The organism is Pseudomonas sp. S1_E05, from assembly GCF_056337105.1.
In genome coordinates this window covers 891,361-906,472 of sequence record NZ_JBFRHM010000001.1, presented here as the reverse complement: position 1 = coordinate 906,472, position 15,112 = coordinate 891,361, and the positions used below count along the sequence as shown (strand labels likewise).

The window sequence follows — 15,112 nt, the reverse complement described above, 5'->3', positions numbered from 1 at the left end:
TATTCCGTAAGACTTCTGGAATAAACACGGCAAACGCTTGAAGCGTGGCAACCAAACACAAGCTCAGCTGAGTAACAGGTTGAAGCCTTTTTTCCCACTTTTCCGTCCTTTTAAACCTTCAAAACCATCGGTTTCTTTCCGTAACTTGTCCGCTTCCCTGCGCGCAGCATTCAACTCACGCGCTTTATTCTCCCTATCTATTTGCTCAGCCCTCGTCATGGGTTTGCGGGGAGCTTTTTTCTTCACCACGACATTCGCTCCGGATTTCGCATCGGCGGGTTGCCCTTTACTCGGACCCACCACTGATCGCGGTCTTGCAGGTAGCTCGCTGCTCACGCCCGCATGATTTTCGACCGTTCTCTTAGGGATGTTTCGGTACTCAAAGCCGAAACGTCTGTAAGCTTCCTTCATCTCAAAAGTAACATCAGGGGACGCGGGAACCTGACGGTTGCCGGTAACCGTAGCATTCGAATTACTCGGCGGTGTGCGACGTGTAACAGTAACGCCTCCCGACCGTGCGCCAGTACCACGGAAAGTCCTGCCCCCCTTCGAAGCGCTCTTGCCGAGACCGAACAAAGACTTCAGCCCACCCCAAATGGCTCTCGGAATCGCTAACCACGCCACATTCCCCGTAGGATCAACATAATTCACCGGATCCCCCAGGCAATACGCATACAGGTTGAACCCCGCCTCGCCATAGGGCCCGTAATCGTCCGGGCTATGGAACTTCATCAGCGTCGGGTTATACACCCGATGACCATTGCCCAGCAGATACCAACTGCTGCCCTCCTCCCGAACCTCGCCGTTGAACCCGATAAGTCCATGGGTCGCCGATTCCTCCTCGCGATACCCATAAGCCGAATAAACGCTGGCCACCTGCGCCGTTTCGCTCACACCCGCGAGAACGGTCTGCTTCTGGTCGGTGGCCAGCATCAGGACTTTGGGTCGGCACCGACCCGCAGCTCGGCGAGCATGCTTTCATCACCGCGCATGAAGGTGCTGCTGTTGGCACCCTCCAGTTGGTTGGCCAGTTTTCCATCGCTGTAGAAACGCTGCGCCTGGGCCGTGCCGTCGCTCATGCTGGCAAGCTTGTCCAAGGGGTCGTAGGCGTGGCTTCGCGACGCTCCGCCAGCGGGTTCACTGACTTTGATCAGGCGGCCGAGGGCGTCATAATCGAGCGTGCGCAGGGCTTCATCCTGGGTCAGGTGCCCATCGTTGTTGTAGGCCAGGACAATCTCTTTCGGGTAGTCCACGTGATTGTTGGTGACCTTGGTCAGTTGCGTCTTGTCCGGGTTGTCATAGGCATAGATCGCCCGATTGGTCCCACCGGCAAAATTGGTCAACACCAGGGTCAGGTTGTCCAGCGCGTTGAAGTTGAACGTCTGCCCCGTGATGGATTTGCCATAAGGGTCCACGAGTAACTCGCTGCCCGTGCAGGTGTAGCTGGTCAGGCGTCCACGCAGGTCATAACCATAGGTTTCGTCACGCAGCACGTTGGCCCCTTCGGCCAGTGTGCGTTGCGCCAGGCCATCGACGTCGTTGTACTGCTGGTGCATCGTCTGGAGTGTGCCATCGAGGTCGAAGGTGCGCAGGGTTTCCCGGTCGAATTCATCGTAGTCCAGGGTCATGCCGACGCTCTGGTTGCCGGCGCTGTCGCGGGTGGTGATGCTGTCGTTGCGGCCAAAGCTGTCGTAGGCGAACTGCGAGCTGGTGGTGCCCAGCTCGGTGTACTCCAGGCGCCCGGCGCTGTCGTAGCGATAGCTCTGCGTCTGCCCCAGCACATCGGTGTACGCCTCCAGGCGCCCGAGTCGGCTGTAACGGTAATGCATGGTGTACTCGTTGCCGGCCACCGTGCGTTTTTCGCTCTTCGGCTCGCCGGTGCTGAAGTAATCGCGCTCCAGGGCAATGTCCTGCTCCTTGCAGGCCAGCAGACGGGCGTTTTCCGTGTCGTAGTCGTAGCTCGATTCGCTGAACACGCCGATGTTGCGGGGGCTGGGCATCCGGCGAAAGACAGGGTCCTGACCCAGTCGCGTCTCGTAACGGTATTCGATGACCTTATTGTCGGGCGTGGTGACGGTTTTCGGCTCGGTTTCCCCCGGATCGTACTCGTAGGTCTGCACACGTCCGCCGGTGATCGTCTTGATCCGTCGGTCCAGGCCGTCGAATTCCTGTTCGCCCAGGACGGTCGTGTCAACCGAGATCAGCACCGGCAGGTCCTCGCGGCTGTGGGCGGCAAACTCACGCTTGACCACGGCGTTGTCCGGCAACGTGTTGCTGATCAGGCGATCAAAGGCGTCATAAGCGTAAAGCGTATCGCGAATCATCGAGCCAAATCCGACCGACTCCTTGTGGGTACGCCCCAGGCCGTCGTACAGGGTCTGCGTCAGGCTGACCCGCTGGCCCGCGTTGTCGAAGCGCTCGATACGCACCGGTTTTTCAAACAGGTTGAACCAGGTTTCGGTCACACCGCCAATCACTGGCGTCGTGTCGCTGCTTTCACGCCAGCTGCGCTGGATGGGGCCAGCCGAAGCACTGGTGCCGATCGGGTCGTTCTCCTCGATGGTGCGTACGCCATCAGGGCCGATCACTACGCGCTCCTCGCCCCAATCGTCATACTCGTACTGCGTGCTCAGCTTGAGCGATTGCGCGCCCAGCCAGTCGAACTCGCTCTCTTGCTGCAAGCGGTCGAACGGGTCGTATAACGCCTCGTAGATCTGCCTGGGCGGGCTGCCCGGCACGGGGTTGTCGGCATCGTCGCGCTGCTCATAGATCGCACGATTGAGCCCGTCGAAACGGGTGACGGTGTGCACGCCCTTGACGTCGATCATGGTCTGCTCGGCCTGATCGCCGGTGTTGGCACACAGCGCATACTCATAGTTGCGCGAGGCTTCGAACGCGGTGCCCGGCGCCACGGTTTCGCGGGTCACGCGACGCAGCGAATCGTAGGCGTAGCGGATCTCGACGTTGGTGTCATCGCGGTTGAGCAAAGGCTCACCGTTGAGTAGCGAATGTTCAAGGATGGTGACCTTCTGCACGTTCCTGCCGCCCAGGCCATGGTCAAACCCGGTGAGGGTTTCCCGGGTTTGCAGCACGCTTTCGTTGAGCTCCGGGCCGTTGAGTTTCTGGTAGGCGTAGGCAGTGCTGGTCGCCTTGCCGTTCATCGTCACCGTTTGCGTCTTGATCCGGCCGTGCAGGAAGCGATCACCTGGGTCGTCGAACATCTGGTAGTCGGTGCGTTCCAGTTCGGTGGGTGTGGCCCCATTCATCTGTTCCAGCACTTCGCTTTCGACCATCATCCAGTCGGATATCGGCGCGCCCGCCACCGGTTTCAGTGTGGTGTAGGTGTAACGCGTGCGCAGGGTCGGCGCCTGGCCGTTGGGCGAAGCTGCCGGGGTGATGGTCTTGTCGTTGAGGTGGCGAACGAAGCCAAGTGGGTCTTCAGTGGCGGCCAGCCAGGTGCTGGTTTCCTTCACACCGTTGGCCTGCAGTTGGGTCAGCACGTTACCGTCTTTGTCATAGGTGTAGCTGACGGTTTCGCTGCGGATCCTGCTCGGGTTGCTGAGCAACGACCAGCGGGTGTGGGTGTCCTTGGGCAACTGGCAATAATTGGGCTGCGCCTGGAATGATGCGCCAGGGGTCAGGAAGTAGACCGTCTCCACGGTGTGCATGTTGTCGTTCTGTGTGGTGATTTCCTTGGTCAACAGGTGAAACTGGTTGAACTCGCGCTCGATGCTGCGCACCGGTTGGTTGTTGACGTGCAGGGTTTCAGTGCTGCCGTAGGCGTAGACGCCGACGTGCTTGTAGAGGTTGTCGCGGCCGTCCTCGGTCCAGGGAAACGCCAGGCCATAGCCTAAAAAATTATGCAGGTTCGCCGAGTAGGTGTAGCGCGTATCGATTTCGGGTTGGCCAAAACCGGGATAGCTGCGATGCCGGGTGACCCTGGGCAGTGGCTTGCGCGTGCTGCTGGCCGGAAACTGATGACCCGCGTCTCCATAGATAAACTCCTCGCGGCCGCCCGTGGGGGTTTCCATCGACGTGACCACCAGATAATCATCCTTGAGCAGGTAGACGAAGCGCCAAGAGGCAAGCTCCTCGGTCGGCAATATGATTTGTTCGACACGCCGGTCGGCACCGATCAGCTTCATCAGGAACGTTGCCACCGGCCCGCCGTCAGGGGCAGATACCGGTAGCAACTGGATTTCGACCTGAAAATCGGTGCGCTCGACCGACAGCAACAGGTTGCCGGCATCGTCCTTGATCGCGGTCAGCATCGGGTGCAGTGCATTGAACTGGCGATATTCCAGTGTCACCTTGCGCCCGTCCGGCCCATAGATTTCTACAGGCATGGCCACTCGACGCTGCGCGCTGCCCATGACTTCGAGAATTTCGACCAAGCCCGTGTTGTGCACCAGGCGAAAGTGCGTACTGTCGATTTCGAAGAGGTGAAAACTGTCGAGTTTCTTCTCCTCCATCTTCATTTCCATGGCCGCCCGGTGGGTGACCTTGAAAGTTTCACCACTGCTGAGCGACACCACCTGGTCGGCGAGCGTGTATTGCGACAGCCGCAGGTTCCAGCCCAACCCCCAACCGCTGTCCTCGGTATTGAGCGGGTTGTAGCTCAGGGCCAGGGGCAAGCCGGGGCCGTTCAGGTCGTTGGTCTTGACGTCGGGCAGGGTCAGGGTCTGGGTGAACTGCCCGGTGCGCGGGTCGACACCGCCCTGGATGAAACTCATGAAAGCAAAGGCACCGGAGTGCACGGAAGTTTTAATGGTCATTGTGACGGCCTCGGGTAATGGCAGGCCGCGTCGGTTGAACCGCTGCCCGTCATTTAGTAAGTCAAATTAAAAACCTGTAGACAAGCGGGTCGTTACGGCACGGGTGAACGAATAATTCTGACGCAACTCAACTTACCCTTGAACGGGACAGTTGTATTCGTTTTCTTGGAGTCCAGTGTAATGCCTCTTCTGACAATATCGCCATTCTGAAAGGTGGCAAGATCGCCGATATAAATCCAATCCGTGCTAATAGGATTAATGTATGTATCCAGCCAGAACCACCATGCCTCGCCCCCACTACACTTTTCCGAACTCAGTTGAAATTCACCCGCTGATGGCACGTCATTTAGCCTGAAATAACTGTACTCATCATTGACACACCCATATTTATCGCTCGTAAAATCTACAGCCGGCTGGGTTATGAACGGCACGCTGCAGGTTTTACCACCCTCGCTTCCTTTTTCTGAAAAAGCGATCGAACCTGTTGCTTGCTTTTCAGTGGGCTGCTGCTCTGCTACTGCGAAGGTACAGACACACATAAACCCGCAGAAAACCGCTATTGAAGCTTTCATTTCAAACTCCTTGAAATCAATCGACACTGGCAATTGCAACGGTATTTGTTTATTTCCAGTTATGTTCTACATCACTCTGTCGTGGGCGGCGTATAGAGCGTGCGCACCAGCCTATTGCGGTGCCCCACAATACTTGGCGGCAAAAAATCGATTTGCATGAAGTGTGGATTACCGCGTTTATCCACCAATTTCAGGACCAACGGACGTGACAACTTAATTCGTTCTGGATTGGTGGGCCGCACATAGTTAACCCTCTTGTCACGATGCAACGTGATGAGCAACTTGCCTACTTCGAAGACATTCTTGACATCGATATCAAGACTGAGCCCTTCAATGACATTCTTGGTGACCTCATCAAATTTTATTTTTCTCGTTGACCCCTGACTCGGTTCTTCGAAGTACCAGCCAGTCCAACTGCAATATGTCTCGTAAAGTTGTTCAGACTCCCACCGAACCATCGAGGTATTGGTGAGCCCGTTTACCAGCAGGAATTCCAGCGTTTCGAAGGCTGTCCCGGGCATGTTCAGCCGGCCGACGTATTCAAACTTCCAGTAGTCTTCGGTAATGGGATGAAAGTCAAATTCATCGTCCTCATTTTCGCCTGGGCCCGGCCCTCCCGACCCACCATCAACCCGGGTTCGCGAAACTTTGTAATCGTCGTCGATATAAGTGGGTTGCGGGTTTGGCGTGACATGAATCCTGGAGTTGGGTTGAGAAGCCTGGGTCGAGTCAAACCATTCGCGGCTGAACTCGGCCTGGAACTTGGCGAAAAACGTGCCCGTCAAGTTGGCCCGCTGCCGGGTGTGGATGTAGCGAAACATGGTGTCGGCGGCCTGCGGAACATCGTCCGGGAGAGCCGACCCGGCACCGCGCGGCGGAGCCAGTTCGAAACGGTTGGGGATGTTGCGCGTGCGCCACAGTTGAGGGTCATCGTCAGGCATGCCTTCGAGCGAGTCCGGCAGGGGTTCGACGTTCTGTTTCGAGGAATCGTCCACCAGGCGCATGCTCGCCTGCTCATAGGCATTCAACGGGTACTGCACGTTATTGTTCGGGGTGGTCTGTACCGTAATCACCGCTCGCAGCTGCTGATGACCGTTGTTGAACACGCTGCCCATCCGGTTGCTCTCGAGCCCGCCCGGCAGCTCGATGATGAACAGGTCGAGGTCTTCCCAGTGGGGTTCGTCATCCATCTGCGAAAGCAGGATGACGCTGTAACCGCTGGAAAACACCACGCCGTTGAGCACGATCTCGCACTGCACCACGACGCTGCCCGTGGCGCCCTGCGCAGGGGCTGTATAGCGCCCGTCGGCGTCGACCGTGCCGCCGCCGGCAATCACCTTCCAGCGTCGGCGCTGCCCGGGCAACAGGGTGATGTCGTCCTTAAGCTGGACCACTTCGGACGCCTTAAGCCTGGGCACGTAGGACGGTTCCATGCGTACCTGTTGCTGGCCATTGACGATCAGGATGGCGGCCTGGCCTGACTCGCTGCCCGTTGCCTGTGCCTGCTGCACGAGCAGGCTTTTGTTCTTGCCACGGGCGTCGACCGTGAACAGCGCCTGGCTGTCGGTCTGTTTCAACGTGCCGTATTCAGGGGTGAGCAGTTTCCAGGTGACGGGGACCGCATCCAGCGTCAAGGCCTGGAGCGCGACCGGTTGCCCGTCGAACGCCGACACCGTGGTCAGTTGCGGCGAGGTCGTCATGCTGTCGAACAACACGTCCACCAGTGCTGAGGCGGTGCGGGTGACGCCGCCATCGACATACTCGGCGGTCACCACCACGTGCAGCCGGTCGTGCCCGACCAGCGCACGCACCGGGGCGGTGTAGGTGCCTGCGGTCACTTTGCCATGTCTTTCCGGCGAATGGCTGGCGAGGCTGACGGCCGTCCAGTTGCTGGCCTGGACCACCTGGCCGTTACCGTTGGTCAGGGTGAACTGCTGGCTGGCACCTGCCTTGATCGTACTGAACGCAGGGCTCAGGGCAATCGACTCGGGCGTGGCCCTGACCTGGCCGAATACGGCCAGATCCCGAGGCCTGTGCCGCGCAATTTCCTGAAAACGATTGCCTTCGGGAAACAACAGGTTGGTGAGCAACTCCATTTCGTTGCCTTCCATACGCCCGATCAACGACTCCGCCAGGATCAATACTGCGGGGTACAGGAGATCGCCATTGGCGTTCGCATCACTGGGAATGAAAAATGGGAAGTCCGCATCGAGGGGGAACTTGCCGGGCGTGGTTTGCCCCAGGACGCTGGCCAACAACACGACATTGCCGTCGCCGTAGTTTTTGGCACCGCGTACGGTCGCCCCAGGGGCCGGTTGGGTCACGATGCGAAACGACTTGGGCGTCAGTTGCTTGTAGCCCTTGAAGTCCACCATGCTGATGTGAAACGCGCTGCGATTGGCCGGCAGGTCGTAGAACTGCTGCTTGAACAAATCGCCCAACAGCGTGTTGGTCGGCGCATCGACGCCCACCAGGTTGCACAGCACGTCGCCTCCTGCGGACAGGTTGACGGTCACCTTGCCCTGCCGGTCGACCGCCCCCTGCAAAGAGGTGAGGTCGACCTCCACTTCAATGGTTGAGCCCTGACTTTGCAGGATGCTGACATCGGAGAGCAACACTGTGCCGCGACCAGGTTCCTGGCGCGTGGTGACACAACGCCCGGACAGGAAATCCATGGTCAGCACCGCCTTGCCGTCCCGTAGCGATGCGTTGGCAAATGACAGCCTGGGTGCCCCGAAGGCAACATCCTTCAGCCGCACGACGTCGTTTTGACCGGCTGCCCGCTTGATCTCCCCACTGAACAACGGCAGGAAGTCCATCGAACCGAATCGGTTGGTGTATTGCTGCTCGAGCAACTGATTGATACGGCCACGATTGAACACCGCAATGGCCGCCCAGCCCTGGGTTTTCGGACCGGTTTTCATGATTTCCAGCAGCTCAGTCAATGAGTTTGCAGCCATGATCGTACCCTCTGCCTTGATTGAATAAACAAAGCACTGCAAAAGCTTTCACAGGTTATTTGGCCAACGCCTCCAGCACTGCAGTGAAGTCACTCAGGGGCAGCGGCAGAACGATATGGCCTTCGAAGTTGCCCAGCTCACCGCCTTCGATGAGCACGGTAATCAGGGCGAACGGCTCCCTGGCCTGCGGGTCATGGGTATACAACCCCGAATCGTCGATCGTGCCCGGCCCGCCCGTGGGCAGCGACCACTGTCCGTCGACCTGGTAGCCGTTGACCCAGGCCTGCAATTGCACCTGGCCAGGCGGCAGGCCCGGGTCGATGACCGGTTTGATCGTCGCCGCCGGCTCGTGCTGGATCACCAGCATCCACGCCGATTCGCTGTCGTTGGTGGCGCTGTTTTTGACCTCGATCTGATCGATCACATAGGCTTTGCCGGTGACCCTCGGGCCGGCGATGTACGCATGATCACCGTCAGGCAGGTCGCTCTTGACCAGCGTGCCGCTCTCCCCCGGTACCGGATCCTTGATGGACCACACCAGGGGTTCGGCGCCGGTATGCCCCGCCGTCAGCTCCACGCGCTCACTGTGGTAACAGGCCTGGAAATGTGGCTGCAGGGAAATTGCAGTGGTCTGCACGGTCACCAGCGCCACGCTTCGCTCCCGGCTGTCCGGGTCCGTGGCAATGATCAGCACCTGGTTGAACCGGCCTTGCATCGTGTGCGCCGGTGGTGCCTGGTACTCGCCGGTCGGGCTGACGGTGCCGGGGTTGCTGCCGTCTTCGGAGAGGTTCTCCACCGCCCACTGCACAGGCCGCGCAGGCTCGACACCCAGTTGCATTTTCTTGCCCGCGATCACCACCGCGTGTGCCGGCACCACGGAGAACGAAGTCCCCAGGGCATGCACCCGGCCGAACGCCGCGCGGTCGAACGGCATCGCCAGGTGAGTGGGCACGAACGCGCTGTCGCCCGCCACGCGCATGCCGTCGAACAATTGATCGGGCGCGGTGACGTTCAAAAGCTGGGAGAAACGCACCAGCAGCGCACGTTTGAGCGTCTGCAGGACAAAATCGAGAATCTGCACCCGCACGTTGGGGTCGATCGATTCCGGCAAGCCTTCAAGATGGGTGATTTCGTCATCGCCCCTGTAGGGCAGCGACAGTTCCGCTTCCATCCCGGCCGCCTCTGACACCTCTTCGTAAAAGCGCAAGGCATGTTCCAGGTGAACGGCAAACCTCGCGGTGTAGGTGGCCCAGACGGTGCCGCCAATGGGTCGATAACTGACGGTCACGGTGATCGGGCACTGCCAGCGTTGCAGGGCATGGTCGTCATGCAACTCGACTGTCAGGGGTGCAGCGCCGTCCATGGCCGAAACGCTGTAGCGAGTCGATTCGAACTGGTAATCGGCGCTCTGGTACGCGGTACCCGGCACCTCCAGTTCACCGCTTTTGGCGACGAGCCCGGTCAGCCTGCCGGTGCTGTCATTGACCCGATCGAAATCGCCACCGTCCAGCAACTGGAACACGGCGTTGGCAAAGGTTGTGCGGTGCATGAAGGCCTGGGACAGCAATATCGTCGCCGTGAAGGCTTCATCGCCTTGCGCATCAGGAATCAGGTAGCGATAGCCCGAATCGTTGCCGGGGTAGTCGCCGCTGCTGCCCTCCTCGAGTTTGGCGAACAGCAGCAAAGCGCCGTCTTCGTCGACGGCCTGGGGGGCCGCGTGCGTGGCGGGTGAATCCGGGCGTTTGTGCGCTCGTGCATCAAAACTGTGAGCATGCAGGAACGAGTTGTCCCCCTCGTCGAGCGCCAACACGTTGAAGCGCCGTTGATCGTCGCCGAGTACCTTCAGGCTTTCATGCAATTGCTCCCCGCCCTGGCGTTGTTGCTCCGGCGTCTGAAAGATCTGCAGCAACGGTTCGCGGCCCTCTGCCAGGTCCAGCAACGCTTTGCCCTTGTCGCTGCTCACCGGCAGTTCCATGGTCAGGTGCGGGGCATTGAGCGGATCGAACCTGGCAAGGCGCAGGACCTTTTTCTGCTCGGCGATGGTCTCGACCATCATCAGGCTGGCGTTGACGACCGGCAGGTGCAACTGGGTCCTGTTGACCTGCAAATTCGCGTTGGCGAATGACACCTGGGGCGCGCCCAGCCTTACGCCGGACAGATAGTGCACCACCGGCGTGTCACGGATCGGGATTTCCAGGTCGTGGGTACCCAGGCCGTTGCCTTGGCTGAGGCGCACAATGTGATCGCGCAGCAACACCCGGTTCAATTCATGCCCCTGCAGGGCCACCAGCGCATCCCAGCCGAACGTCCGCGAAGTTTCCCTCATCCATGCCTTCAGTTCTTCCAACGAGTTACCGGCCATGACGATGGCTCCTGTTGAGTAATGAATTAACCGCGCGGCAATGCACGACGCTCATCGCGTCAACCGGGCAAGCACCGCCGGAAACTCCTTAAGGGGAAGCGGCAGGATCAGGTAACCTTCGAACAGACCAAGCGGCCCACCGTCGTAGATAGCGAAGATCAGCACATAGCTGTCAGTGGCCTCGGCTGGCCCGGTGTACAGGCCGTTGGCATCGAGCTGCCCCGGGCCCAGGACCAGTTGCCATTCGACGGCCAGGACGTTGCCGTTGAAGATGGCCTCGAGTTGAACCCGCCCGGCCACCGCATCGAAACTGGCAATGTTCAGAGTCAGGGCGGGAGCCTTTTGCAACGCCAGGACATGCACCGATTGTGCAGGGCCATTGGCGACGGTGACCTCGATCTCCTCCAGCAGGAAGGTTTTCTGCGGCACGACCGGGCCATGGTCATAGGTGTGATCGCCGTCGGGGTTGTCGCTGGGTCGCACCGTACCGCTCTGCCCCGCCACCGGGTTCTTGATCTTCCACTGACGCGCGCCTGTGCCCAGGCTGCCGGCCTTCATTTCCACGGACTTGCCGACATCACAGATCTGGATGCGCGGGTTGACGTTCAACTCGTTGCGCAACACGTTCACCAGCGCCACGCTGAATTGACCGCTGTTGTCGGTGGCCGTCACGCGCACGTGCTTGTAACGCTTGTCGATGTCGGGTGCCGTGTACAAACCGGTGGGGCTGATGGTGCCCGCGCTGCCGGTTTCGCCTTCGACGTTTTCCACCTTCCATTGCACGCCCTGGGCAGCCGAGACGGTGGCGAATTGCAGTGTCGTGCCCTGGCGGACCAGGGCGTCCATGGGCGCAATTTCGAAGGCAGTCTGGGTACGGTTGATGTGCGCGACGTGAAGTACATCACTCGGCGCGTAGAATTCGGTGCCCTGAATGGCGTTGCCGAAGTTCAGCCGGATGGTTTCCTGGAGATATTCGTTGATCGATGCATCGGTTTGAAGGACTTCCTTGAATGCGGCTTCTATGTTTTTCTTTAACGACTCAATGATTCCCTCGGCAAGAATTGCGGCCAATACAAGGGCCAACATCACGGCGTCCCAGAATTCATTTTCTGGCTCGCCCACCGGAGTTACACGGATACTTTCACCGAGTTCTGTATTGTGCTCCAACAGCGTCTGTACAAGCACAACCACGCCACCACGTTCCTCCAACTCATACTCAGCGTGAAGTTCAGTAATGACGGGTTGATCCAAAGAGTGCCCTTCATGGCCCACGGCAGTCAGATCAATCCTTGTCACCCCTTCTGAAGTCCAATCAACCACCAGCCTGTCACTTAGAACACTCACAACGAACGCTTTGTTGCTGACCGCAGGAAAATTCATTTTGCTGATTTTCCATATAATCAACGGAATCAAGGGAAGTGCGACTACACCGCCTTTTGCAGGAACTTCCAACCCTCCGAATTTCAAGGCGGCATTAACCAGGTCGCCATTATCATCAAAGGTGTAATCGAAACCTTCGCCATTAAAAAGCCGCTGAACTTCACTCAATAAAGTATCACCCGCTGCGCGCCGGCGATCGAACAGCACACTCGCTGAATAGCGCTCACCACCCTTTTCAGGCAGCAGATATCGATAGTCTTCGCCCGGAAAATTGCCTCCGTAACGGGCCAGAGTCCGTACCAGAACCAGGATGCAGCCTTCGCCATAATCGTTGGACGAACGATCCCACGCCGCCGGGCTGATGGCCTGGGTCCGCAATACGAAAGACTCCGGGTCCAACAGCACGTTGTTCCCGCGTTTGATTTCACCGAGCGGATAGATTCTTTGTTCGTCAGGCAAGCTATTGAAATAATCCTTGAAGAACTCCCCGCCGAGGCGTCGCCCGTGAGCTGTCTCGGAAAAGTTGAGAATAAATTCATCGCTGTGTTTGAGATCCAGGCGTACCCGTCCCTCCTTGGAGATTTCACCGGGCACTTCGGCCAGCAATAACATCAGCGTCAGTTCCGGCCCTTCAAGCGGATCAATCCACTGAACTTTCGAGGTATTCCAACCATCGCCAGTCCTGGCCAGCGTGATTTGATCGCCGCCCATGACCTTCATGATCAATCGAGCCTTGGAATCGTTGAGCTTGGTATTGTCAAATAACAGCAGCGGCACACTCAGCACAAAATTCTGTACACGCTCCACGTACTTGCCTTCCACCAGTTCCACATCACCAGAAATCGGTTTTATGGTACTGCCCGTATTAAATCGATTATTGTATTCCTGACGAATCAACAAATTGGATTTCTGCCGATCCAAACCGAAGATCAGCCCCCAATCCAACATACGTGAAGTATCTTTCAACCACGCCAGCAAACTTTCCAGCGAATTATCGGACATGACCATGATCCTTGTTCGTTCAGGTGAAAACAGCAGTCAACGGGCGAAATGGCGGCAAACGTGTTTCAGGCAACCAGTTGCGGATTGATGAACGGAAACTGTTTGTAAATGACGCCGTCATCGAAACTTGTAGAAATCCTGACGCTGAAGTTCTCGTTCAATTTCAACTTCTGTAGATAAGCCAATGGCAGTTCGGCAAACAACTGACCGGCGAAATACTCCTCCTCGGTCACGACCTCTGCGTCGCCCACCCGCAAATCGAAGGTTTCCTTGTCATCGCTCGAGGACTTGCCGTCCACGGTTATCCTGACCCGCTGCCCCTTGTCCATGAAGGTCCAGGAGTCGAGCCGGAACAGCACCCCGGTGGTGACCTTGGCCAGTGAAATCACATTGTTGGGAGATTTCGGTTCCTCGATCTGCAGGGTGGGCCACTTCGCGGTGGGGAAGTCCTTGACCAGCAGTTCGAATACGTCGGAATTCTTACCAGGCGGGGTAACCTTGTAGAACACGTTGACCCACTGCTCCAGGTTGGCCGGCAGGGCCGAGGCCGGAATCTGGAAACGGTCCTTGTCGCCCGCCGTGTGATCGACGATGACGCTGCCGGTACTGCCACGACCTTCCCAGTGCATCTGCACCGTCATCCCCGGGCTGATTTCAGCATCCGCAGGCAGCTTGACATAGCCACCGCCGAGCACATCCTCGGCGAACACACGCCCCCTTCCCTCGCCCTCGGCCGTGGCCTTTTCGACATTCGGCCAGGGCAGTTTGATCGGTTTGCTGAGCGTCACTTTAAGCGGCTGCGAAGTGCCTGCCGTACCGACCCGGGCGTGCTGGTAATGCAGGCTGACCTCAAGACCGACGTTGGCCGCCAGCCACACATGGCCCAGGTGCAACTCGACGATGCCGCTGTCGACCGTCGAACTGTCGATGAGCAGCGAGGCGATGGCCGCACTGTCGCCGTCGGCATACAGCACCACGCTGTCGCCGGGCTGCATGCCTGGCCAGGGCTCGACCACCACGATGATGCCGTCGGGGAATACGTCCGGGTCCAGGTCACTGCCGCTGAAGTCCTTGATGCCAGGTGCCGGCAGCAAGGTGTTGGGGGGGGCAATGATCTGCACGGTCTGGCTGGCCGAGGTGGTGGGCGTGGTGGGGTCGGCGTACTCGATCACGTAGCGCAGATGGGCGAAGCCACCGTCGATGGACTGCAGCCGGCCCCGATCGATCAACCACTTCTGCGGCTGGCCGATGTCGGCCTCCACCAGGGTGTTGGTGGAACGGAAGGTTTCCCAGAACATGCCGTCGTCGAAATGCAGGTCCGCTTCCAGGGTCACCCGGTCGCCCACCGACATGGCCTTGTAGGGCGGCGCCGCCACCGTCGCCGGGCCCGTGGCAAACCAGCTGAGGTCGACGTGCAGCTCGTGGGACTGGCGAAAATGCGGCACGGGCAATGCCTGCGCGAACGGCCGTTTGCCCACGTAGAAAAACCGCCGCTTGGACTCCTCGCCGCGCTCGTCCGGCTGGCTGGGGTCATGCACCTTGAACGAGTAGAACACGTAGCCCTGGTCCAGGGCCTGGAGCAGGTTGTTGCCGATGCTCACCTGCTTGCCTTCGGGTTCCAGCTCGCCGGGGCCGACCTCGATCAGGGTGGTGAACATGTCCGCCGGGTCGCCGTTACTCTGGCAGCCGTACCAGGTAGGCCAGAGGAAGTCGCCCTCCTTGAGGGTCGGGTGATTGATGTAGGTGATCAGGTCGTCGATGCCCAACTGGTCCAGGTCGATCGTATTGTCGGCGCCGAGTGCGGGCACTTCAGGCGGGGGTAGCGTGGCAGCCATCCTGATGACTCCTTGATGCCGACGGGCGTCGATTGCAGGGACCGGATCACCGAGGCGACCCTTGCGGATGTCACCGTTTTACGCCTCGACGGGCGTTCTGCCCACTATCAGAACTGATAGGTTCGCAGCCGATTTCTTGCTGATATGGTTTGCTGCGAAACCTGTCCGCGTGCAGGGGTCGGCCTGCTTCGGCGGTGCTGCCCACCGTGCTTTTACGCGCACTCGG

Annotated in this window: 7 protein-coding genes; all 7 read right to left on the bottom strand. The window is 58.9% G+C overall.

Features of this window, described 5'->3' with window-relative positions; genetic code table 11:
• Positions 1–63: 63 nt before the first annotated feature.
• The gene (locus AB4N33_RS04260; RefSeq protein ID WP_476456528.1) at positions 64–933 is read right to left on the bottom strand and encodes an RHS repeat-associated core domain-containing protein; all 870 of its coding nucleotides are present in this window, start codon (positions 931–933) and stop codon (positions 64–66) included.
• The gene (locus AB4N33_RS04255) at positions 933–4,775 is read right to left on the bottom strand and encodes an RHS repeat domain-containing protein (protein ID WP_476456527.1); all 3,843 of its coding nucleotides are present in this window, start codon (positions 4,773–4,775) and stop codon (positions 933–935) included. The genes AB4N33_RS04260 and AB4N33_RS04255 overlap by 1 nt, the downstream gene beginning before the upstream one ends.
• Before the next feature lie 92 nt (positions 4,776–4,867).
• Complete coding sequence (locus tag AB4N33_RS04250; RefSeq protein WP_476456526.1) at positions 4,868–5,347, bottom strand: hypothetical protein; 480 nt, start codon at positions 5,345–5,347, stop codon at positions 4,868–4,870.
• A gap of 71 nt (positions 5,348–5,418) precedes the next feature.
• Entirely contained in the window at positions 5,419–8,307 is a 2,889-nt protein-coding gene (locus AB4N33_RS04245) for a hypothetical protein (protein WP_476456525.1), read from the bottom strand.
• A gap of 55 nt (positions 8,308–8,362) precedes the next feature.
• Complete coding sequence (locus AB4N33_RS04240) at positions 8,363–10,669, bottom strand: hypothetical protein (protein WP_476456524.1); 2,307 nt, start codon at positions 10,667–10,669, stop codon at positions 8,363–8,365.
• A 51-nt stretch (positions 10,670–10,720) separates the two neighbouring features.
• Positions 10,721–13,051, bottom strand: a complete 2,331-nt coding sequence (locus tag AB4N33_RS04235) for a hypothetical protein (RefSeq protein ID WP_476456523.1) — start codon at positions 13,049–13,051, stop codon at positions 10,721–10,723.
• 65 nt (positions 13,052–13,116) lie between these two features.
• Positions 13,117–14,886: a cupredoxin domain-containing protein gene (locus tag AB4N33_RS04230; protein WP_476456522.1), complete on the bottom strand. Its 1,770-nt coding sequence runs from the start codon at positions 14,884–14,886 to the stop codon at positions 13,117–13,119.
• Positions 14,887–15,112 lie beyond the last annotated feature (226 nt).